The sequence below is a fragment of the Myxosarcina sp. GI1(2024) genome (genome assembly GCF_053543375.1).
Window position 1 is genome coordinate 504,960 of record NZ_JBKGTY010000001.1, and the last position, 22,465, is coordinate 527,424.

The window sequence follows — 22,465 nt, forward strand, 5'->3', positions numbered from 1 at the left end:
AGCTAAGTCCAAAATCTATCGCCTTTATTACTAAAGACAAAATCAATGAAGCTGCGGGAACTACTAGCAAAGATCGATCTATTACCCGACGAACATTTAGCATTAGATCGAAAAGTGACGGGAATTAGTACTAATTCTCACGCCTGTCGTCCAGGAGATTTATTTGTCGGTATGCCCGGCACCAGAGTTGATGGTGGGGAATTCTGGCAAAGCGCGATCGATAGCGGGGCGATCGCGGCAATCATTACTCCCCAAGCTGCCGCCAAACAGCCACCGACTGCCAATGCTTGCATCATTCAAGCCGAAGATCCCATCGCTGCTGCTGGCGCGATCGCTGCTGCTTTTTATGACTATCCCGCCCAGAAATTAAACTTGGTAGGCATAACCGGAACCAATGGCAAGACTACCACGACTCACCTGATCGAATACTTTTTGTTGCAGGCAAAACGTCCTACTGCCCTATTTGGTACTCTTTACACTCGCTGGCAAGATTATCGACAAACGGCGATCCACACCACACCTTTTGCCGTCGAGTTACAGTCACTCTTGGCTAAAGCAGTAGCGGCGGGCAATGAATATGCGGTGATGGAAGTTAGTTCTCACGCTTTATCTCAGAGTAGAGTTAGCGGTTGTAAATTTAAAGTCGCCGTATTTACCAATCTCACTCAAGATCATCTGGACTATCATCCAGATATGGAAGCCTACTTTCAAGCCAAATCTTTGCTTTTCAGTCCAGAATATTTGCAAGGAAAAGCAATTATAAATCTAGATGATGTTTACGGACGGCGTTTACTCGAGCGACTAGATAAACCTTGGAGTTACAGCGTCAATAACTCAGAAGCAGATCTCTATTTGAGTGAGTTGAACTATCAGCCTACTGGTGTAAGCGGTATTTTACATACTCCTGTAGGAGAAGTTTCATTTGATTCTCCTCTAGTAGGACAGTTTAATTTAGCCAATCTTTTGGCGGCTGTCGGCACGGTGTTGCATCTCGGCGTAAGCTTGCCGATTATTTCTGCAACTCTGCCTCAGTTTGAAGGAGTACCAGGCAGAATGGAAAGAATTCAAATTTCCTCCACACAAGATATCAGCGTCATTGTCGATTACGCCCACACCCCAGACAGTTTGGAAAATTTACTTAAAGCTGCCCGTCCTTTTATTAGCGGCAAAATGATTTGCGTATTTGGCTGTGGCGGCGATCGCGATCGCACCAAACGCCCGCTGATGGGCAAAATTGCGGCACAACTTGCCGATGTGGCGGTAGTAACTTCCGACAATCCCCGCACGGAAAATCCTCAAAGAATTTTAGACGATGTGGTAGCTGGAATTCCCGATACAGTCAGCCCGATGGTCATTGGAGATCGCGCCACTGCGATTCACACAGCAATTGCTAATGCCCAGCCAGGAGATGGAGTGTTAATTGCTGGCAAAGGACATGAAGACTATCAAATCTTAGGAACGGAAAAAATTCATTTTGACGATCGCCAACAGGCTAGAGAAGCTTTGAAGGCACGTTTGGAAGGTTAATATGAAGGTTAATATGAAGGTTAATATATTGTAGGGGATTTTATCATTAAATATCCCCTACTGCTGTCCTTACCCCTCTTCATCCGTATTGAGAATCTTGGGAACGCGGAAATATTCTCCTTGGGGTTCTGGTGCGGCTTTAATTAAAGCTTCTTTGTCGGCAAAAGGAGCTAGCTTGTCGGGGCGAGTAATATTGCTGGTTTTAATCGCTCTCGTAGTGGGTGGTACGTTCTCGGTATCTAACTCGCTCAACTGGTCGAAGTATTCTAAAATATCGTTGAGTTGCGTAGTAAACTGTTCTTCTTCTTCATCAGTAATTGACAATCTGGCCAAATTAGCCACTTTTTTTACTTCTTGGCGATCGATTTTCATTGGTCAATTGTTAATGGTTAGTGGTTAGTGGTTGCTCTTGAATAAAATATTGGCTAAATCATCACCTAAGACTCAAAGGTTAAAAACTTGCCGTTCTCTACTTTCTAGTGGCTAGTGCCTAGAGCCTAGTGTCTTCTTATTAAAAGAACACGTCCATTTCCGATCGCCCCGTAGTCTTGAGCCAGTTTTGTGCTTCCATATAGTTATTAGGGGCAAGGCGAACTGCTTGCTTCCAGTACTCTGCTGCTTTATCGTAAAAAGCTTCGGCTTCGTCAATGTTTCCTGCTTCTTTGGCTTTATCTCCTTGATGGTGGTAAATTACCGCCACATTATTGAGAGACTGAGGCATTCGGGGATTGAGTTCGATTGATTGGTTATATAGCTCTAGAGCTTTATCTAATTCGCCGTTGCTTGCATAAATCAAGCCCATATTATAGAGAATATAGCTGCGATCGTTGGGATCTTCTTCTAAAGTGAGAGCCTCTTGATAATTTTCTAACGCTTCGGCATATTCACCATCAGCTTGTGCCGACATTCCATCGCGATAGTAGGCAAATGCTTCTTTAGCTTTCTTATTAGCTGGCAGAGCTTTCAGAATGATATCTGCCATAACTGTAAAAGTTTTATCGATAAAATTATCGTTTCTCTGGCTACGTGGCATAGTTAAATAATTAAGTTATAAAAATGGCTGAAGTAATTTTACTGTTTCGATCCTATCGTTATCGGCACGAAAGAATAGCAATTGTTAGCTTAACTTAAACAATCAAATCAACCTAATTCACAGGTTATATCGCCGGCTTTTTGAGAGAAACGCAGATTTTCCTCATAGTCTACGGGACAATCGATCACTGCCGGCACTTCAGATGCTAATGCTTCTTTCAAAATGGGCACTAGTTCGGCAGCAGATTCAACTCGATAGCCTTTTAAACCCATACTTTCGGCAAACTTAACAAAGTCAGGGTTGCTAAAATCCACAAAAGCGGGATGACCGAATTGACTGATTTGTTTCCATTCAATCAAACCGTATCCATTGTCGTTAAAAATCAGAGTTACGAAAGGAGTTTTAGCTCTCAAAGCTGTTTCCAATTCCTGACAGTTCATCATAAATCCCCCATCTCCGGTAACCGCTACCACTTTTTTATCGGGGTGCACCAACTTAGCGGCAACTGCACCAGGAATTGCAATCCCCATCGCAGCAAAACCGTTGGAGATAATACAGGTATTAGGACAATCAGAGTGATAATGTCGCGCCATCCACATTTTGTGTGCCCCGACATCGGAGATCGCGATATCCGAAGCTCCCATTACCTGACGCAAATCGTAAATAATCTTTTGAGGTTTAATCGGAAATCCAGTATCTTCAGAATAGCGTTCGTAATCCTCGCGAATTTGGGGACGCAATCTCACTGCCGAAGGTGTCGGTTTTCCTTGGCGATCGCAACGTTTCATGATGTCCGTCAGGGAATCGGAAATATCGCCAAAAACTTCAACGATCGGAATATAGCTACTGTCGATTTCGGCAGGAGTCACGCCAATATGAATGATGGGAATCTTGCCCTCGGGATTCCATTTTTTCGGGGAATATTCAATCAAATCGTAACCGACGGCAATGACTAAATCGGTATCGTCAAAAGCACAGCTAATCAAATCTCGCTGTTGCAATCCTACCGTCCACAAGGATAGAGGATGAGTATAGGAAATTGCTCCTTTACCCATAAACGTATTGGCAACGGGAATATTTAACTGCGTGGCAAATTCGGTCAAGGCTTCGCTGGCATTAGCCCGAATCGCCCCATTACCAGCCAAAATTAAAGGATTTTTCGCTTTAGAAATTGCTGCCGCTGCCGCATTGATGCTGCGATAGGAAGCATAAGTTCTTTCGCGATCGTCGATGCGTAATGGCTCTCCCGTAACTTTCATTGCCGCAATATTTTCGGGCAGATCGATATGAACTGCACCGGGCTTTTCAGTTTGAGCGATTTTAAAAGCTTTGCGAATAATTTCTGGGGTGTTATTAGGACGAACGATTTGAGTATTCCACTTGGTTACAGGAGCAAACATCGCTACCAAATCGAGATATTGATGGGATTCGATATGCATCCGATCCGTACCTACTTGTCCCGTAATTGCGACCAGGGGCGCACCGTCTAAATTGGCATCTGCTACACCAGTCATCAAATTGGTCGCCCCGGGACCCAAAGTAGAAAGACAAACCCCTGCTTTTCCCGTCAGGCGACCATAGACATCAGCCATGAAAGCCGCTCCCTGTTCGTGACGGGTGGTAATAAATTGAATTGGCGAATTGATTAAAGCTTCGAGAATGTGGAGATTTTCTTCTCCCGGTAAACCAAAGACGTACTCTACTCCTTCATTCTCCAAACATCGAACTAATATTTCTGCGGCATTGTATTCTCCCACGATCGTTCTCCCAAACTTATCCCTGTTTGTCACCCTGTACTTCTGTAGATTCTAGACACCTTACACGAGAGTAGCAACCCGAATTTGATTTCGGTTTTGTTAGTTGCCGGTGGTTTCTCAAACTTGTCTAGCATCACCACCTTTTGTGCTACTGAGACCTTACAAGCACCTGAAGTAAAACAACTCGCTATTTCTTATTTGCTACTTCTGTTTCTAGTCTCGATCTCCTATTTCTATTATCTCTCTTCCGCCAAAAATTGCCTCTTCGTGTCGATAGTATTTGAATTCGAGCAGATTATGAAAAGGGTCTTCTAAAAAAAAGGTTCGATGTTCGGTTAATTTTTCAGGGAAACGCAGCTTGGGTTCTTCATAAAAAGTGAGTTGTCTATCTCTGGCTCGCTCCAAGAGCCCCTGCCACTCAGATTCTGTAGGTAGGATCAAGCCCAAATGTCTGGGATAAATCCCTGCTTGCTGAGTCAATGGTTGTTTGGTTACATGAGCGACAACTTGAGTGCCGTAAAAATTAAAAATTACTGCATTTTTGTTCTCACGACCAACCTGACAATTCAATCCATCTCGATAAAATTGTTTGGCTAAAGATACATCATTAATAGGAATAGCAAGGTGAAAGATGGGTCGCTCGATTGTCACTGCAAATACTCCATAACTCGGTCATCTGGATCGATTCTAGATAAATCAGACTCTGCAAGCTAAAAATATTGCCTTGAAATCATGATTTAGATCGGTAAAATACAGAGGTATTTAATAATTTTAGTGAAAGATCGTATGAAGCAACGAGGAGTAGCGGTTTGGTTTACTGGATTTAGTGGTGCGGGCAAAACCACTATTGCTACAGCCCTGACTGAAAAATTAAAGTCTCAGGGTTATCAAATTGAAGTTTTAGATGGCGATGAAATTCGCGAAAATTTGACTAAAGGATTGGGATTTTCTAAAGAAGATCGAGATACTAATATCCGTCGTATTGGTTTTGTAGCCAAATTGCTAGCTCGCAATGGAGTAATCGTACTAGTTCCCGCAATTTCTCCCTACAAAGCGATTAGAGACGAAATGAGACAGCAAATCGGGGATTTTGTTGAAGTATTCGTTAATGCTCCCCTAGATGTTTGTGAAAAACGCGATGTCAAGGGACTTTATAAAAAAGTACGTGCCGGACAAATCAAGCAGTTTACTGGAGTCGACGATCCTTATGAACCTCCAACCAATCCTGAAGTTGAGTGTCGAACCGATCTAGAAGATTTGTCGGAAAGTGTCGGTAAAATATACGGTAAACTCCAAGCAATGGGTTATATCTCTTGAATACATAGAGAGAGCAAAATCGTTCGATCGCTGGGTTATTAGACTATAGTGATTTTTGCCAAATTAAGCTAGGGCTAGTAACCCTATTTTCTCACTACTTTCTATCTATATGAACGAGTTATCTTTGCCACCACGTCAAATTCTTAGTTTGCAAGGGCAACGCGATCGCCTCTATGGCGAGGTGATTCAGGCGATCGCCCGACGAGATCTTTATTGGTTCAGACCGTTATTTTTAATCGAGGATGTTACTAGTAAGACTGAAAATATAATCGATTGTAGGCTTATCGATTTACGGTACAGTAGCGATCTACTCTTGCCACAAAACTGGTTTGCCAGTTGTTTTGAAACAGAAATAATTCCTTTACTCGCTAAACTCTACAGCCACAATTGTTTTCCAGCCGAATCCGTAAATCGTGGTTATTTACATAATTTTATTCACTCTCTCTGCCAGAGAAATCGCCAAACTGAGATTTAATCGTTTTACGCGCTTATTTTGGGATAATTTTGGCTCGCTTATCAAATTTTTTACTTTTATTATTTATATTTTGCTAGCCTAACCGACCGAATTAAAGCAGGGCAAACTTTTGTAATTGGAGATACAACAAATTTTTAGCTTGCGAGCATAATTTTAAGTAATAGCTCAGAAGAATTGAGTTTAATTGAGCGATCGAGACTAAATATTTCGGTATTTATCCCGATATTAGTTTTAAAAAAACCGATCGTATACTTAGAGTAATTTCAATCCGATCGATGCTAAAGATCGGGAATTCTCTTGGAGAATAATTTGGTGACTTTTGTTACTTTAAACTAGATCTAAAGCTAATTTGTTAAAAGATTGAGGCTGAAGTTAATCGGGTCTTCATGTTTGAATTAAGTTTTGGTAAACATTAGTGGTAATCGCGAGAAACACGTTATACTACAAAATGTTATTTTAACGATCGAGCTAGAACATTAAGTAATATCTAGGGTGGTACAAATAGATTATGAACAACACAAAACTATATACTGAATTCGCTACTTTTCAACCACAAGGATATCTCAGCGCGGCTAATGCTAAAGAATTTTCGGAGCGATTGACGGTTTCTATTAGAGCTTCAATGCACTCTACTTTTCTTATCGACATGTCCCATGTGGAATTTCTCGATAGCGCAGCGTTAGTGGCTATAATCGAAGCTTTTCGTTTGTGCCAAAGTTTGGGCAGAAGGTTGGCTATTTGTTCGGTCGCTCCTTCAGTAAAAATGGTGTTTGAGTTGACTCAGCTAGATAAAATCGTCGAAATTTTTGAAAACCGCAGCAGTTTTGAAGCGGCAATAAATTAAATAAAATTAGATAGCAGACTTTAGCAAGAGCCAAAATGAGTGCTGCAAAGTTAGAGTAACCTTAGCTATAGTAAGAAAACTAGGAGTGTTGCTCGTTATATAGATTGCAGGAGAAGTTCATTTTGACCTTTGTCTCTCAAAGTTCTGCTAATAAAATGACAGAAGCTAGTTCGTTACCCGCTCGAGATGGTGGCGAGATAACTTTAGATGGAAATATAGCTAAACCGGCTCGTTATTTGGGTAACGAACTAGGAGCAAGGCACAAGCCCTGGAAGGATGCCGAAGTACGCTGGGTACTGACCTATCCCGAGATTTATGAAGTAGGTGCTTCTAATTTAGGACATATTATTCTTTACAATATCATCAACGCTCAGCCCCAGCAATTGTGCGATCGCACTTACTTACCCGCACCAGATTTAGCTGCTAAGTTGCGCTCGTCCAATAAATCTTTATTTGCTCTCGAATCTCAACGCCCTTTACGAGACTTCGATATTTTGGGTTTTAGTCTCAGCTACGAACTGGGAGCGACAAATATTTTAGAAATGCTAGATTTAGCGGCAATCCCTCTAACTTGGCGTGAAAGAGCTGGAGGAGACTATCCGCTAATCTTTGCCGGGGGACAAACCGCAACTTCCAATCCCGAACCCTATGCCGACTTTTTTGACTTTATCGCCTTGGGAGACGGAGAGGAACTATTACCAGAAATTGGCTTGGTCATCAGAGAAGGCAAAGCCGCAGGCTTGAGTAAGGCAGAATTATTATTAGATTTGGCGCAAGTTCCGGGGATATACGTTCCCAGGTTCTACGAAATGGCAGCAAACGGTTCGGTATATCCCTCGCACCCCGAAGTTCCTCCCAGAATTCTACGTCGAATAGCAACACCGATCCCCGCTTATTCTGTTGGTTTAGTCCCCTACATTCAAACGGTACACGATCGCTTGACGGTAGAAATTAGAAGGGGCTGTACTCGTGGCTGTCGCTTTTGTCAGCCAGGAATGTTAACTCGCCCTGCTACCGATGTCGAACCAGAACAGGTAGTAGAGGCGATTGAAACAGGAATGCGGGCGACGGGATACAACGAGTTTTCCTTACTTTCTCTCAGTTGTTCCGACTATTTGGCGTTACCGGCAGTGGGTATGGAAATCAAAAACCGCCTGCAACGGGAAAATATTTCCCTTTCCCTACCCAGTCAGCGAGTCGATCGCTTCGACGAAAACATCGCCAATATTATCGGTGGCTTGCGTCAGTCGGGTTTGACTTTTGCTCCCGAAGCGGGAACGCAACGGATGCGAGACGTAGTTAATAAAGGCTTGACCAACGAAGAACTACTTAGAGGAGTTAAAACCGCCGTCGAGCAGGGCTGGAACAAAATCAAACTCTACTTTATGATTGGTTTACCCGGGGAAACCGATGTAGATGTCATCGGTATTGCCGATACCGTGCGCTGGCTGCGTCGCGAATGCAGTCAAATTGGCAAAAAAAGGCTTAATTTTAACATCACTATCTCTAATTTTACCCCCAAACCCCACACTCCCTTTCAATGGCACTCGGTTTCTACGAGTGAATTTCAACGCAAGCAGGAATTACTGCGTCGTGAATTCAAACGGATTAAAGGCACCAAGATAAACTATACTGATGTTCGCATCTCGGCAATGGAAGATTTTGTCGGTCGTGGCGATCGCCGCCTCTCGGCTGTAGTGCGTCGTGCCTGGGAACTAGGAGCGGGAATGGATTCCTGGTGGGAAAACTTAGATAAAGCTTATGGTGCCTGGGAAAAAGCGATCGCTGAATCTGGTTTGACTTGGAAATACCGTCAGGTAGAAAACGGCGAGTGGAATGTCTTCGATACTGACAGAGAGAAACTCGGAGCATCACCCCAGGATGCTACCAATGCACCTTTACCCTGGGATCATCTCAATACGGGGATCGACAAACAATGGCTCAAAGAAGATTTAAACCGCGCTTTAGAAGCAGCTACCGTTCCCGACTGTGCGTTTGAAGGCTGTTCCCACTGTGGAGTTTGCGGCACCGATTTCGGACATAACATTGTCATTCCTCCCCTACCCATACCAGAATTTAAAGGACATTTTCAACCCATCCAAAAGCGCGAACAGAGAATTAGAGTCTGGTTTGGCAAACAAGGGGATATGGCATTGGTCAGTCATCTCGATCTGGTTAGGTTGTTCGATCGCGCTATACGACGGGCAGCTTTGCCGATTTCTTTTACTGGTGGTTATCATCCAGGACCGAGAATTTCCATTGCCAATGCTCTATCATTAGGTATTACCAGCAGTGGGGAAATTGTCGATTTCGAATTGACGGAAGACTTAGAACTGGCAGAATTTCGCAATCGCTTGGCAGCACAACTACCGGATAATATTCCGATCTATGCAGTCGAAGAAATCGGACTTAAAGTTAAAGCGGCGACGCAACTTTTAGATCGAGCAGAATATCTAATAACAGTAGAGACTGAAGCAGATAATTTTACACAAGATAATTGGCAACAGTGGCTTGCCGCAGTGGAAAATAGCCAGGAGATTTTCTGGGAAAAAACCACCAAATCGGGGAAAAAACAGCAGATTAACTTACGCGATCGCCTGTTTACTCTCAGTCTAGAATCCGATCGTAGCAATTCTGCCGTGCTGCGCTTTATTGGTAGCTGTCGCAACGATGGGACGAATTTAAGCCCCGAAAATCTAGCTTATATGCTCGAACGAGTAACCCACAAAGAATTTCAGATCCTCAAGGTTCATCGTCAGAAATTAATTTTGAAGGACTAAAATTAATCCAGACGCGATTTATATAGGTTTGAGATAAAAATGGTAAAAACGGCATCAACTATGTTGCCTTTGGGCACCAGCGCGCCAGAATTCGAACTGCAAGATGTGGTTTCTGGTCAAAAGATTTCTTTAGATACCTTTGCCGATGCTGAAGCTTTATTGGTGATGTTTATCTGTCAGCATTGTCCTTTTGTCAAGCACGTCAAAGAAGAAATAGCCCAAATTGGTAAAGATTACAGCGATCGCCCGTTGGGGATCGTGGCAATCAGTGCTAACGATGTGGAGAATTACCCCGACGATTCTCCCGAACACTTACTCAAAATGGCCAAGGAATTAGACCTTAACTTTCCCTTTTGCTATGACGAAACTCAGGAGGTAGCCAAAACTTACACTGCTGCCTGTACTCCCGATTTCTTTCTGTTTGATGGCGATAAAAAATTAGTCTATCGCGGACAATTAGATGATAGCCGCCCCAGCACTGACATTCCGGTAACTGGTAAAGATCTGCGGGGTGCGATCGATGCAGTCTTAGCAGGCAAACCAGTAGATCCCAATCAAAAACCCAGCATCGGTTGCAACATTAAATGGAAACCTGGTAACGAACCCGATTACTTCGGATAAACCAGCCCCAAGTTGGTGTAAGACGTGGCTATGGCTTCAGTCCTACTAAACGCTCAATCTTAAGTCCTCAGTGTATAGTTTAGTAGGTCTGAATTCCCGCGTTTGCCTTCCATATGAAATACTTGGATGTTTGCTACAGATGATGGCCATTACTCATTTGGCGATCGCCTGAAGAAGTCACACGAATGCTCGAAAACAAAACGAGCACCCGCTTAGCAGGTGCGAGGTTTCTTAAATAAAGACCAACTATCTATTAGGCAGCTTTTTCCGTAGCAGGGTAAACGCTTACTTTTCGTTGTCCTCTGGTTCTATATTCAAACTTGACGATGCCGTTTATCAAAGAGAATAAGGTATCGTCTTTGCCGCGACCGACATTATTACCAGGATGATATTTGGTTCCTCTCTGACGAACTAAAATGCTGCCGGCAGTTACTTCTTGACCGCCATAGCGTTTGACACCCAGTCGCTTAGAATTAGAATCGCGACCGTTTCGGGTACTACCAGTTCCTTTCTTGTGAGCCATTTGATTCTCCTTGATTATTTAATCGATCTTTTTGATATTTTATTACTCTGCCCCAGTTTCTACAGGTTCTGCGGGGGGGTCCGCTGGTTCCGATGCAGTCTCGCTTACTGTTACCGCTTCGCTTTCGGCAGCTGCGATCGCCTCACCATTGAGATTAATCGAATTAATCATCAAACGCGTTAATTCTTGGCGGTGTCCGCGTTTTTTGCGAGTTTTCTTTTTGGGCTGCATTTTGTAGACAATTACTTTTTTGCCCCGCCGATGACGCATGACCGTACCTTCGACTGTAGCACCTTCGATATAAGGTTGACCGACGGTTACGTCCTCACCATTATGTATTAATAAAACTTTGTCTATAGTATAATTTGAGTCTGGTTCTACGGGCAGCAGATTGATGTCGTAAAAACGACCTGGTTCGACCCACATTTGTTTGCCGCCTGCTTCAATAATTGCGTAAGTCATTGGTTTGTCTAATGATAATGTTGCCGTAAGGGTAGCCAAGATTTAAAAAATAGGATCGAAACTTGGCTTTTTTTAAGATTCACCCGATCCGAGCAGTCGTCGATCGCCGCTCTCAGGTTGCTCCGCCTCAAGATGACCGAGCACCTTTGACGCACAATCTCTAATTATACATCAAATTACGATTTCAGTTTTTATATTTTAGCCGTCTTTAACGAGGTACAGGAACTAAGATTTTTTTTATTTTTATGTATTTTCCTTTTCTAACCACAGAGTTACGGGACCGTCATTTTCGATTTTAACCTCCATCATCGCACCGAATTTACCAGTCGCTACCTTTAAGCCACTTTGTTTTAGTTTAGCCACAAAGCGATCGTATAAATTCTTGGCGATCGCCGGAGATGCCGAACCGCTAAACGAAGGACGGCGACCCTTACCACAATCACCATAGAGAGTAAACTGGCTGACTACCAGTATTTCTCCCTGAATGTCCAAAACCGAATTTGACCACTTGCCGTTCTCTGAATTTTCAGAAAACAAACGTAGTTCTAAACATTTACGACTCATCCAATCGAGTTCGACATCGGTATCGGTGGAGGCAATTGCTACAAGTAAATTTAAACCTCTACCAATTTCGCCGATAATTTGTCCGTCAATGCTAACGGAAGAAGACTTAACTCTTTGAATAATTACGCGCATCAAATCAACTTGCGATTGAGGTTAGCAATCTAGGAAAAGCAAACAAAGTATCGGAGGTAGAGTGGGAACTACTAACTCCAAACTACTGGTTTTGTTTTACTGTCCAAATCCCTTACCGCGATCGCTACTAGGCAGACAAAGACAGTTTTCAATTTGTTGGCGTAGGGTATCGTGGTCTAAGTTTTGACCGATTAAAACCAACTGATTTTTCTTGTCTCCCTGCCATTCTTCATCCTCGATGCTAAATCTCTTACCGCTTAAATGAAAAATATGGCGTTTGGGACTCTCATCAAACCACAAGATCCCTTTAGCGCGAAACACATTTTGAGACAATTGGTTATCTAAGAAGTACTGAAATTTTCTAATCGCTAGAGGTTTGTCAAATTGCAGTGACAGAGAAGTAAAACCATCATTGTCTAAGTGATGAGAACGATCGTGGTGTCCGTGGTCGTGATGGTCGTGGTCATGGTCATGGTCATGATGGTGGTGTTCGTGGTCATGATGTTCTGACTCTGCTTCGGCGAAATACTTATCCGACTCGAACAAACCAACGCTCAAAATTAAAGGTAAAGCCACCTGAGATTTTTGAGTACGCAATATTCTCGCGTCGTTTTTTAAATCTCTCAGTCTGACTTCTAAAGCGTCTACGTCTGCTTCTTCAACTAAATCTGTCTTGTTGAGTACAATCACATCGCCATATTGAATTTGGCTTTGAGCAGCTTGAGAATTAAATAAATCGAGACTGAAATTGGCGCAGTCTACCATAGTGACGATCGAGTCCAAACGAGTCATATCTCGCAATTCCGTACCTAAAAAAGTTAGTGCCACGGGCAGCGGATCGGCAAGTCCCGTAGTTTCCACCACTAAGTAGTCAATTTTTTCATCTCGTTCGAGAATTTTATAAACGGCGTTGACCAAATCTTCATTAATGGTGCAGCAAATACAGCCGTTATTTAGTTCGACCATGTTGTCATCGGTGGTAACGATTAATTCGTTGTCAATGCCGATTTCGCCAAACTCATTGACCAACACGGCAGTTTTCAGCCCCTCTTGATTAGTTAGAATGTGGTTGAGAAGGGTTGTTTTGCCGCTACCGAGAAATCCGGTAATGATGGTGACGGGTAAACCGCGTTTGGGTGCATCCATGCTAGAGGATTGAGGAGTTTGAGTATTAACAGAGGTCATAGCGATCGCTTCTAACTAGACTATCTTAAAATAAATAACAATAGTTTTTTGTATCCACATTATTATTACGTATTTACGATACAGTTTTGCCGATAATTGCTATGGCTGAGGCAGTTGGATGATAATAAAAAATCAGCAAAATTTATCCTTCGATTAATACGCTATAATTCAATCTGCCCCTGTGCTGTAGAAGTAGCAAACGCTCTAAGTAACAAGAAGTACGCTCGCTTTTAGTCAGTAAAAAATAATCAGCCTTATCGATAGTAATTTATTTTAATTTAAAGTTTTAGCGATCGATTACAATGACAGCCAATCAGTTCCCAGACGACCGACCCAACAAATCTAATTTAGACGAAATTCGCGCCACCAGAATTGAAAAGCTACAGCAATTAAAAGATTTGGGATTAAATCCATATGCCTACAAGTGGGACATAACCCATCATGCTGCGGAGTTACAGAAAAAATATGCCGATTTAGCCGCCGGAGAAGAAGTTGACGATGAAGTGGCGATCGCCGGTAGAATTGTCGCACGACGGGTATTTGGCAAGCTAGCCTTTTTCGAACTACAGGATGAAACGGATAAAATTCAGCTTTACCTCGACAAGAAACGTATTAATAACACTATGTCCGATCTGGTAGGTGCTTTCAATCATCTTAAAAAGCTATCAGATACGGGAGATATTTTAGGTGTTAAAGGAACGATTAAAAGAACTGAAAAAGGGGAACTTTCAGTATACGTCAGTGAGTTTGCCATCTTAACTAAATCTTTATTGCCTTTACCAGATAAGTGGGCTGGTTTGACCGATACTGAAAAACGCTATCGCCAGCGATATGTCGATCTGATTGCCAATCCCCAGGTAAGACAGACTTTTCGTCTGCGAGCTAAAATTACCGCTGCTATTCGTCGCTATTTAGAAACTAGAGATTTTTTAGAAATCGAAACTCCAGTCTTACAAAGTGAAGCTGGTGGTGCCGATGCTCGTCCTTTTGTTACCTATCACAATACCTTAGAGATGGATTTATATCTCCGTATTGCTACGGAATTACATCTCAAAAGATTGATCGTAGGTGGTTTCGAGAAAGTATTCGAACTAGGCAGAATCTTTCGTAATGAAGGGGTTTCTACACGCCACAACCCAGAATTCACCTCGATCGAAGTCTATCAGGCATACGCCGACTACAATGACATGATGGCATTGACTGAAAACTTAATTAGTTTCGTTGCCGAAGAAGTTTTAGGAACGACGAAAGTCAATTATCAAAGAGGGACAATCGATCTTACTACTCCCTGGCCTAGAGTTACCATGCACGAGTTAGTTAAAGAGGAGACGGGTATTGATTTTAGTAGTTTTACTGACTTTGAAGCGGCAAAAACAGCAGCCCAAGAGGCAGGAATTGCAGTACCATCAGACTTTAACAGCATCGGTCAGCTACTCAATGAAGCTTTCGAGCAAAAAGTAGAAGAAACCTTAATTCAACCAATTTTTGTAGTTGACTATCCCGTAGAAATATCGCCTTTAGCCAAACCTCACCGTAGTAAACCGGGTTTAGTAGAAAGATTTGAATTATTTATCGTCGGCAGAGAAATTGCCAATAGTTTTTCTGAGTTAACCGATCCTTTAGATCAAAGACAGAGACTAGAAGCCCAAGCAGCCAAAAAAGCAGCAGGAGATTTAGAAGCTCATGATGTAGACGAAGACTTTTTAGCCGCCTTGGAATATGGGATGCCTCCTACTGGCGGTTTGGGTATTGGTATAGACCGCTTGGTAATGTTGTTGGCAGATTCTCCTAGCATTCGGGATGTAATTGCTTTTCCTTTACTTAAATCTCAGAGCGAAGCGATTAAATCTTTTGATTACGATGAGAATAACCAAATTCTGAAAATTGTCTTTGCTAACGGCAGTGTCTACAAGTATCTCGATGTTCCTCAATCAATTTATCAAGAATTAAAGCAAACTTCCTCTATCGGACAATATTTTAATTCTCAGATTAAAAATAAGTTTGGATTCGATCGCGAGGTTTAAAGCAATTTAATTTCTCGCTCGCGTCAGTTGACAAGATTACTCAGAGGATATCTGAAAAGTTTTCAGGTATTCTCTTAGATTGATTTTGCCAGCAGCAGTATTTTCATTTAAATACAAGAAAGTTAACACTCGGTAATTAACTAAGTGATGTTTGCTACGATCGCAAAAGTCCTTTGTCATGGCAAATACGAAAAATGGCTCTGAAAATTGTCAAAAATTATGATACTAGCTTAAATCTCAAGCCAGAAGCTAGAAATATTCTCTTTAGCCTACTCACCAATGAGACCTTTATTGAGCAGATTACTCAAAGTCTGAAAGAAAACGCAATTGAGTTTACCAATCTGTTATTTCAACCCGTACCTTACAGCCAGCGAACTCCTAAAGGAATGCCCGTCGAGTATGAAAGGTATCATGCTTCAGACGATTACATAATCATCAACGTTCCTCCCAGCTTCATGTTTCAAGCTAAGATTTTTCAACCCAATCGTCTCTGTGCGATCTACCGCAAAGTCAAATAAACCTGGAGTTTTTAGCTTTTGGAGTTAAATATAAGATTAGGCTCTTACTAATTGAAAAATTCCGCTAAGTTCAACCAGCTACAGGAAAGTTAGAAGTAAATCTGGATCGATTATTGTTTTATGACTGCACCAACGGTAAGTCCATCTCTGTCTGATTTGGAATACATAGAATACTTAGATGGCAACGGTAGAATTAACCAAGAGTTGCAAAAAACCATCGGCGTATACGCGATCTTCGACCGCCACAAACAATTACAGTTTGTTGGTTTTTCCCGAGATATCTATCTCAGTCTCAAACAGCATTTAGTCCGTCAACCCCAAACCTGCTATTGGTTGAAAGTAAAAGCGATCGATCGCCTCAGTCGCAAAGTACTCGAAGAAATCGTCGCCGCTTGGATCGCCGAGAATGGTGCAACTCCAATGGGCAATGGAGAAGCCAAAGCCATTTGGACTCAGCCCATTGATACCAAACCAAATATGACAGAGGAAGAAAAGGCACAATATCAGGAAAATGACGAACTGGGACGGGCTAAAATTCTAAAACGGGTAGCTAGACGGGTTGAAGCTGAGGTTAAGCAGCGCTTGAGCGAGCGTGGAGTTACAATGGATATCCGTTTTAATCCCAAACTAAAGGAACGAGGTTTACTCGATCTAAAGTGATAATCATTTAGTCGTCTGCGATGGAACTATTATCTACAATAACCATTGCCATCTATAAACACATGAAAGCTGGACTTCTGAATAACCGCTATCGCATTTTTAAAACTCTCGGTAGAGGAGGGTTTGGCGAGACTTATTTGGCTGAAGATACTCATATGCCATCGAGACGAAAATGCGTCCTCAAACAGCTCAAGCCAGTGGTCAACGAGCCACAAATTCCTCTGTGGATGAAACAAAGGTTCCAACGAGAAGCGGCTATTCTAGAAGAATTAGGGGAAGAAAATCGCCAGATCCCCAGGCTTTACGCCTATTTTTCCGAAGCAGACAAATTTTATCTAGTTCAAGAATGGATTGAAGGAGTAACCTTAGACGAGTATTGGCAACGAGAAGGTAATTTACACCGAGAAGAAGTCAGACAAATTTTGTCGCAGCTTTTACCCGTACTCGATTATATTCACAGTCGCCGCATCATTCATCGAGATATCAAACCAGAAAACATTATTCTCAAAGGTAAAACTCCTTTTCTGATCGATTTTGGTGCAGTCAAAGAAGCAATGGTAACTGCAGTCGAGCGCAGTTCTAGTAGCATTTACTCTGCTTCTATCGGTACTCCCGGCTATATGCCCTCAGAACAAGCTGCAGGTCGTCCGGTTTACTCCAGCGATTTGTACGCTCTGGGACTGACTGCCATTTTTCTACTGACTGGTAAATCTCCTCAGGATTTAGATACCGATCCCCGTACTGGAGAAATAATCTGGCAAGAATACGCTACCGATCTCGATGAAGAACTAATTGCCGTACTCAACCGCGCCATTCGTTTCCATCCCCGAGATCGCTTTGCTAGTGCCAGAGAAATGCTAGCCGCTTTGCAGCCTGCAGCTCCAACTGGCAAGATTACCAGTCCTACTCTGAGAGTTGCTCCTGCCCATACTGGTGGTAGTGTAGGGGTTCCTGCTCAAAACCAGAGTCATACTGTAGGTATAGACCTTCCCAAGCGCAAAACATCTGGCAAGAGCAACTGGTTAGTTGGTGTCTTCTGGTTTATTCTAATTACCGTAGGAGTAGCAGTCGGTACCTTCTCGGTAGGATTTTTCGCTATCTCTAGCTGGTGGCGATCGCGTCCCGCAGCGACATCACGAGTAGAAGTAGAACCAGCAGATACCGAACCAATTCTCTTTCCTCCTCTAGAGGATCTCGAAACAGAAACAGAAGCAGAACCGGAAGCAGAAAGCGAGGAAGCGAAGGCGAGAGAGGAGATGGAGTCTGGAGAAACGGAACAAGAGACAGAAGAATTGGCGGAAACTCCAGAAAACAATTTAGAAAGACCTAAAATAAGCAAAAATAAATCCAAACCGCCAGAAGTAGTAGTCGATCTTCAACCAAAACCAGCAATCAACGTTCCCATCCCGACGACGGGAACATCTGAAAGTCAACTAGTCAGTACCTTGGGAGAACCAACTTTTCAAGAGCAAGACCGACGGGGTAAAAAAGGCAGTCAAGTTTTAGTTTATCGCGACATCGTCCCCGATCGTGTCAATCTCAGCTATCGCTCCGATAGTACGGGCAAAATACATCAAACTGACATTACCTTAAATCAGGAGTTAAGTTTAGGTGCAATGCAGGAAACTCTGGCTCAACTCTTGGGCGGTCAAGCACCTGCAGGTGTCAAAGATAAGCTTAGAAGCGTGTATTCACGTCAAACCGACTTGACTTCCTTTACTGTAGGCAATCGTAGCGGACAAATCAGACGGGATTCTAAAGATCGGGTAAATATTTCAGTCTGGGAGACAAGAGCTTAGCCAGCAGTCAAGACAGCAAAAGTTCCTAAAATTATTAACCTAGAGCTATTGGAACTTGGAACTCTACCATAGCGCAGTAGGTAGTTAGTTAAATGCTTTGAAGTCTTTGTTTGAGTATGATAGTTGAAAAGATCGCAATAATTACCCCCTAGGATGAAGGATCGCTTAAACTCCACTCCCAACGTTGATTTGGATAATACCCAAGAAAAAACAACAGAAAATGGCAAAACAGATTCAGCAGAGCGAGACTCTCAATCTGTTTCATTAGTCAAATCGGAATCATCAACAGCTTCCTCAAGCGATCGCCAAACCCCTAAAAAAATCGTCGTTCCCGCTCCCACTAACAAATTGCGCTTTACCCAATCGCAATTAATTTTAATTTCCATCGCGATCATGGGAGTTGGCTTGTGGCTGAATCTTGCTTGGCTGGGACTAACTGGGGCGATCGCTGCTTTATTGTTTTCTTTGAGTGTAGTTCTCAACTCGGTTCGAGATTGGATTCTCAAATTTTTAAATCCTCAAGAAAGAAAAGCGATCTTGGCATTTATTGGCTTTACTGCCGCTCTTGCCGGATTATTGAACTATCTCGGTGTCTATCGTAGAGTCGGAGATTGGTTGACCCGATTCAAATATGACGAATTTGGTTCTTGGGCAGAATGGATCGGCGCTTTAGGACAAATATCCATTGCGATTCTTGCCGTATATGTCGCCTGGGCGCAATATGTAATTTCCAAAGATTTAACCATTCAGCAAAATCGCATTACTCAACAGCAAACTATCGACGCTTATTTTCAGGGAATTTCCGATTTGACTCTTAATGACGAAGGGTTGTTAGAAGATTGGCCTCAAGAAAGAGCGATCGCCGAAGGCAGAACGGCTTCAATTTTTTCCAGTGTTGATGAAAGTGGAAAAGCTAAAATAATTCGTTTTTTATCCCAATCTCGCCTGTTGACTCCTCTAAAACGGGATAATCGCCTAGGGAGAGCGATGCTAGACGGAAGTGGTGGCTACTCTGAAGACCGCCCCTACGGAATTAGAGTAATTGATTTGGGGGTGATGTTAGCTGGAGCGAGTCTGATCGGTCAAGATTTACGCTGGACGGATTTAAGCGATGCCAACATGGTCAGAGCCAATCTCAGTCATTGCGATCTGGTCAAAGCTAATCTAGCCCGTACCGTACTATACGAAGCTAATTTGGCAGGTGCCGACCTCAAAGGCACTCGTCTATATTATGGCGAACTAGAAACTGCTACTCCCCGCAGCATTAAAGCATCACCTAACTACGAAACTGGAGAAAATACGGGAGTAGTAATCGAAAAAGCCAATCTTTCAGGAGTTAAAAGACTCAGCGCCGAACAAAGATATTATTTTTGTGCCTGGGGTGGAGAAAAAACTAGAGCAACGATCCCTGGAGGTTGTGAAGGAATTCCTAATAAACTAGGTAGATAAAAAGAGTAGAAAACTAATACTTACGACGTACCGTAATCCGTTCGAGACGATTATCTTCGGCAGCACTAACAATAAAATCGAGGTTATCGTAGTGAAGCCTCTCCCCTTGAACGGGAATTTTTTGCCATTGATAGAGTAAAAAACCGCCCAAAGTATGATATTCCTCTGCCGTAGGTAGATTTAGCTGTAGCTGTTCGTTAACTTCCTCTAAATTCATCTGTGCGGGAACGATAAAAGTATTTTCATCGATTTTAATCGGAGCATCTGTGAGTGTTGCTGCCGGAGCTCCTACGTTACCGATAATTTCGTCGATCATGTCTTGTAGAGTAATTAATCCAGACGTACCGCCAAATTCGTCCACAACAATGACCATTTTTTGGTACGAGCGCTGCATTAATGGCAACAATTCGTACAAAGAAGTAGATTCAGAGATAAAGCTAACTGGTTCGACCCAAGATTCAATAGTCGAATCTTCGATTGAGTGACTTTTTGCCAGAGAAGCGGCTAAATTTTTATAATCGATGATGCCGCGTATATCGTCTAAGGATTCGCCGATAGCGGGATAGCGAGAATATCCTTTAATAGCTACTGTCTGGAGCAATTCCCTAATAGTAGTATCGACAGTTAAAAACTGGATATCGGGACGGGGAATCATCACTTTGACGGCGGTATCTTCTCTAAATTCAAAGACGTTTTTAATTATCTGCCTTTCTTGAGCTTCCAAACCGATAGATTCTCGCTCGGTGGCAATGATTAACTGCAATTCTTCAGAGGTTAGTTGGTGATACCATCCCTGTCCATTATATTCGATGCCACCCAGACGTAAAAACCAGCGAGTCGACCAATTCAAAATGGCAATAAAAGGTCTAAAAATTCGGGCAATTACCAAGCTGGGCGGACCGAAAAACCGTGCTAACTGTTCGGGATAAAGTAAAGCGACGGATTTGGGGCAAAGTTCTCCCAAAACTATCTGGAGATAGGTTAAAAGTAAAAAAGCGATCGGAACGGCAAAAGAATGGGCGATCGCTTCAGACAATCCCAGTGGCAATGCTAAATTGCGAATTATCGAGGCGATTGAAACCGCCATCGTTCTCTCTCCCACCCACCCCAAAGCCAAGCTAGAAAGAGTAATACCTAATTGGGTAGTAGATAGCAAGCGCTCGATGCTTCTTTGTAGGGATTGAACGGTCTGCGCTTGAATGTCTCCGTCTTTGACTAATTGACTGATGCGCGATCGTCTGACAGAGACAATGGAAAATTCTGCGGTAACGAAGAAAGCATTAATCGCGATTAATAGGAAAACACCAAAAAAAGTAAGAAAAAAACTGCGATCGACCATCGATTAATTAGCGATTGAAAAAATTACTCGTACCACTAACATCAGACTTCTCATACAAGATTCATCATTAACTACCTTAAACCCGAGGGCAAAAGTAAACAAAAAAGCGGTTTCGTTGCTCATTCTGGCATGAGGTCAAACAAATATTCTCAGCATGGTTCCAAGTAACACAATAGTTGTCTATCTACCAATGGGAATGTTATTTAATTGTAGTTTTATTTCGCGTTCGGGATAGTCAGTCAAGGTCAATGATATCTTTTTGCTATTTTCTAGCAAAGCTGAGGGAATTCTCAGCTTACCCCGATAATTTTGACTGTCGGCTGGTAGTTCTGATGGTAAACCTTCGGGTATGGCACTCAGAGGTAGGTGGTGCTCGTCTCTAATATCGATAAAGCTATACAAAAAGCGAACTGAGTGGGAATTTTGATTTTTAAGTTGTAATTCTAGTAATAAAGAGTCTGCTTCATATAGAGCATTAGATACCATTAAAGTTACTCCTCGAGATTGAGTAGTTAAAGGAGTAAAATTAGCAATATTTACCGCTTTTGGATTAAATTCGATTAGTTCGGCAGATTCAGCGGTTTGAGATTGCTCCTCTTCCTTATTTTTTCGCTCTTGTGGATGAGTGCGATTGTAAACCTCTGTTAATATTTCTTTTTCTGCAATCAAATTTAACCCTTTATGATTTCCCAGGGGCTTTTCATCTCGAACTCGAGCTTCAGACTGAATGTCTGGCTGAGTTACGACTTTAAGTGCTTCTCGTCCCATAAGATATCCCACATAAGCACTAGCGACACTAGCACTTAGCATCAGGGAAAAAAAAGTCAGGGTTAGTAGCAATGTTTTTTTGGGCTTCATCAGAGCATCAACTTTCTACAAGAGCGATCGGTTTTGTCAAAATTACTGTATTTATCTAATATAGTGATTGGAAGAGAAAAAAAGTACCAGGGTTGGCCGAGCGGTTGAGGCAACGAACTCATAATTCGTGCTAGGCAGGTTCAACTCCTGCACCCTGGATGAGATTTACAAGTAGTTAAAAATAATCGCAACAGTTTATTCCATCTCGACAAACTCGATTAAATCTATTAAAGATGTTTCATAAGGACTGGGGAGATCTGGGGTTCTGAGAGGCATTCCTACCCCCACCTGCTGTTGAAGAGCATCTCGATATAGATTATCTACTGCTTTGCCATCTAGAAGAATTTGAGTTTCGGGAAATCGGTTAAAACCAAAAATAGTATTTAATTGTCCGAGAATACCGCTTTCATAAAAGGCATTTTTTGCATGGGCAAAATAAGCTGCTCTGAAAGCTTGCTCTAGAGAAATAGGTTTCTCGATCGCAGTCGTTTCGGTTTCTGTTTGAGCCCTGACTTCTAGTGAAAATAGACTGGCAAGACTAGCTATCGCCAAGATTTTAGTCAATTTAGTAAACTTAATAAACATTAGAATTAGATAA

22 protein-coding genes and 1 tRNA gene are annotated in these 22,465 nt (G+C 42.4%); 12 read left to right on the plus strand and 11 right to left on the minus strand.

From position 1 onward, the window contains the following. Window positions 1-45 precede the first annotated feature (45 nt). Window positions 46-1,527: a UDP-N-acetylmuramoyl-L-alanyl-D-glutamate--2,6-diaminopimelate ligase gene (locus ACLFKQ_RS02520; protein ID WP_448998330.1), complete on the plus strand. Its 1,482-nt coding sequence runs from the start codon at window positions 46-48 to the stop codon at window positions 1,525-1,527. 69 nt (window positions 1,528-1,596) lie between these two features. On the opposite strand, the gene gatC is transcribed toward ACLFKQ_RS02520, so the two are convergent. The 4 genes from gatC to ACLFKQ_RS02540 all read right to left on the minus strand — a co-directional run bounded on the left by gatC (window position 1,597) and on the right by ACLFKQ_RS02540 (window position 4,962). After that, on the minus strand, window positions 1,597-1,899 hold the full coding sequence (gatC, locus tag ACLFKQ_RS02525; protein WP_448998331.1) for an Asp-tRNA(Asn)/Glu-tRNA(Gln) amidotransferase subunit GatC: 303 nt from the start codon (window positions 1,897-1,899) through the stop codon (window positions 1,597-1,599). Window positions 1,900-2,038: 139 nt separating this feature from the next. Next, window positions 2,039-2,560, minus strand: a complete 522-nt coding sequence (locus tag ACLFKQ_RS02530) for a photosystem I assembly protein Ycf3 (protein ID WP_448998332.1) — start codon at window positions 2,558-2,560, stop codon at window positions 2,039-2,041. 107 nt (window positions 2,561-2,667) lie between these two features. Continuing rightward, a complete protein-coding gene (locus ACLFKQ_RS02535; RefSeq protein ID WP_448998333.1) occupies window positions 2,668-4,317 on the minus strand; it encodes an acetolactate synthase large subunit in 1,650 nt (549 codons plus the stop codon). 213 nt (window positions 4,318-4,530) lie between these two features. Then, complete coding sequence (locus ACLFKQ_RS02540; RefSeq protein ID WP_448999439.1) at window positions 4,531-4,962, minus strand: VOC family protein; 432 nt, start codon at window positions 4,960-4,962, stop codon at window positions 4,531-4,533. Between the two features lie 141 nt (window positions 4,963-5,103). Here ACLFKQ_RS02540 and cysC point away from each other — a divergent pair, with 141 nt between their 5' ends. From cysC to ACLFKQ_RS02565, 5 genes are all read left to right on the plus strand, one after another. Continuing rightward, window positions 5,104-5,634 carry an adenylyl-sulfate kinase gene (gene cysC, locus ACLFKQ_RS02545; protein ID WP_448998334.1) on the plus strand — a complete coding sequence of 177 codons (531 nt, stop codon included), beginning with the start codon at window positions 5,104-5,106 and terminating at the stop codon, window positions 5,632-5,634. 109 nt (window positions 5,635-5,743) lie between these two features. Beyond that, window positions 5,744-6,109, plus strand: coding sequence for a hypothetical protein (locus ACLFKQ_RS02550; RefSeq protein ID WP_448998335.1), 366 nt, complete (start codon window positions 5,744-5,746; stop codon window positions 6,107-6,109). Window positions 6,110-6,617: 508 nt separating this feature from the next. Continuing rightward, window positions 6,618-6,953: an STAS domain-containing protein gene (locus ACLFKQ_RS02555; RefSeq protein ID WP_448998336.1), complete on the plus strand. Its 336-nt coding sequence runs from the start codon at window positions 6,618-6,620 to the stop codon at window positions 6,951-6,953. A gap of 155 nt (window positions 6,954-7,108) precedes the next feature. Beyond that, a complete protein-coding gene (locus ACLFKQ_RS02560; RefSeq protein ID WP_448999440.1) occupies window positions 7,109-9,733 on the plus strand; it encodes a TIGR03960 family B12-binding radical SAM protein in 2,625 nt (874 codons plus the stop codon). Window positions 9,734-9,772: 39 nt separating this feature from the next. Further along, window positions 9,773-10,354, plus strand: coding sequence for a thioredoxin family protein (locus ACLFKQ_RS02565; RefSeq protein ID WP_448998337.1), 582 nt, complete (start codon window positions 9,773-9,775; stop codon window positions 10,352-10,354). A gap of 253 nt (window positions 10,355-10,607) precedes the next feature. Here ACLFKQ_RS02565 and rpmA read toward each other — a convergent pair whose 3' ends face one another. From rpmA to ACLFKQ_RS02585, 4 genes are all read right to left on the minus strand, one after another. Next, the gene (gene rpmA, locus ACLFKQ_RS02570) at window positions 10,608-10,877 is read right to left on the minus strand and encodes a 50S ribosomal protein L27 (protein WP_448998338.1); all 270 of its coding nucleotides are present in this window, start codon (window positions 10,875-10,877) and stop codon (window positions 10,608-10,610) included. A gap of 42 nt (window positions 10,878-10,919) precedes the next feature. Next, window positions 10,920-11,339, minus strand: coding sequence for a 50S ribosomal protein L21 (gene rplU, locus ACLFKQ_RS02575; protein WP_448998339.1), 420 nt, complete (start codon window positions 11,337-11,339; stop codon window positions 10,920-10,922). A 243-nt stretch (window positions 11,340-11,582) separates the two neighbouring features. Next, window positions 11,583-12,035 carry a D-aminoacyl-tRNA deacylase gene (gene dtd / locus ACLFKQ_RS02580; protein ID WP_448998340.1) on the minus strand — a complete coding sequence of 151 codons (453 nt, stop codon included), beginning with the start codon at window positions 12,033-12,035 and terminating at the stop codon, window positions 11,583-11,585. Window positions 12,036-12,131: 96 nt separating this feature from the next. Further along, on the minus strand, window positions 12,132-13,220 hold the full coding sequence (locus tag ACLFKQ_RS02585) for a CobW family GTP-binding protein (RefSeq protein ID WP_448998341.1): 1,089 nt from the start codon (window positions 13,218-13,220) through the stop codon (window positions 12,132-12,134). A 302-nt stretch (window positions 13,221-13,522) separates the two neighbouring features. Here ACLFKQ_RS02585 and lysS point away from each other — a divergent pair, with 302 nt between their 5' ends. The 5 genes from lysS to ACLFKQ_RS02610 all read left to right on the plus strand — a co-directional run bounded on the left by lysS (window position 13,523) and on the right by ACLFKQ_RS02610 (window position 19,670). Then, the gene (gene lysS, locus ACLFKQ_RS02590) at window positions 13,523-15,244 is read left to right on the plus strand and encodes a lysine--tRNA ligase (protein ID WP_448998342.1); all 1,722 of its coding nucleotides are present in this window, start codon (window positions 13,523-13,525) and stop codon (window positions 15,242-15,244) included. A gap of 194 nt (window positions 15,245-15,438) precedes the next feature. Beyond that, entirely contained in the window at window positions 15,439-15,762 is a 324-nt protein-coding gene (locus ACLFKQ_RS02595) for a hypothetical protein (RefSeq protein WP_448998343.1), read from the plus strand. Between the two features lie 120 nt (window positions 15,763-15,882). Then, window positions 15,883-16,422 carry a GIY-YIG nuclease family protein gene (locus ACLFKQ_RS02600; protein ID WP_448998344.1) on the plus strand — a complete coding sequence of 180 codons (540 nt, stop codon included), beginning with the start codon at window positions 15,883-15,885 and terminating at the stop codon, window positions 16,420-16,422. Window positions 16,423-16,442: 20 nt separating this feature from the next. After that, the gene (locus ACLFKQ_RS02605) at window positions 16,443-18,221 is read left to right on the plus strand and encodes a protein kinase domain-containing protein (RefSeq protein ID WP_448998345.1); all 1,779 of its coding nucleotides are present in this window, start codon (window positions 16,443-16,445) and stop codon (window positions 18,219-18,221) included. A gap of 153 nt (window positions 18,222-18,374) precedes the next feature. Next, on the plus strand, window positions 18,375-19,670 hold the full coding sequence (locus ACLFKQ_RS02610) for a pentapeptide repeat-containing protein (protein ID WP_448998346.1): 1,296 nt from the start codon (window positions 18,375-18,377) through the stop codon (window positions 19,668-19,670). A 13-nt stretch (window positions 19,671-19,683) separates the two neighbouring features. Here ACLFKQ_RS02610 and ACLFKQ_RS02615 read toward each other — a convergent pair whose 3' ends face one another. Beyond that, window positions 19,684-21,009, minus strand: a complete 1,326-nt coding sequence (locus ACLFKQ_RS02615; RefSeq protein ID WP_448998347.1) for a hemolysin family protein — start codon at window positions 21,007-21,009, stop codon at window positions 19,684-19,686. A 180-nt stretch (window positions 21,010-21,189) separates the two neighbouring features. Further along, window positions 21,190-21,867: a hypothetical protein gene (locus ACLFKQ_RS02620; RefSeq protein WP_448998348.1), complete on the minus strand. Its 678-nt coding sequence runs from the start codon at window positions 21,865-21,867 to the stop codon at window positions 21,190-21,192. A gap of 86 nt (window positions 21,868-21,953) precedes the next feature. On the opposite strand from ACLFKQ_RS02620, the gene ACLFKQ_RS02625 reads away from it, so the two are divergent. Then, a tRNA-Ile gene (locus tag ACLFKQ_RS02625) sits at window positions 21,954-22,026 on the plus strand. Window positions 22,027-22,062: 36 nt separating this feature from the next. Here the strand turns inward: ACLFKQ_RS02625 and ACLFKQ_RS02630 are convergent. Further along, window positions 22,063-22,452, minus strand: coding sequence for a serine/threonine protein kinase (locus ACLFKQ_RS02630; RefSeq protein WP_448998349.1), 390 nt, complete (start codon window positions 22,450-22,452; stop codon window positions 22,063-22,065). Window positions 22,453-22,465 lie beyond the last annotated feature (13 nt).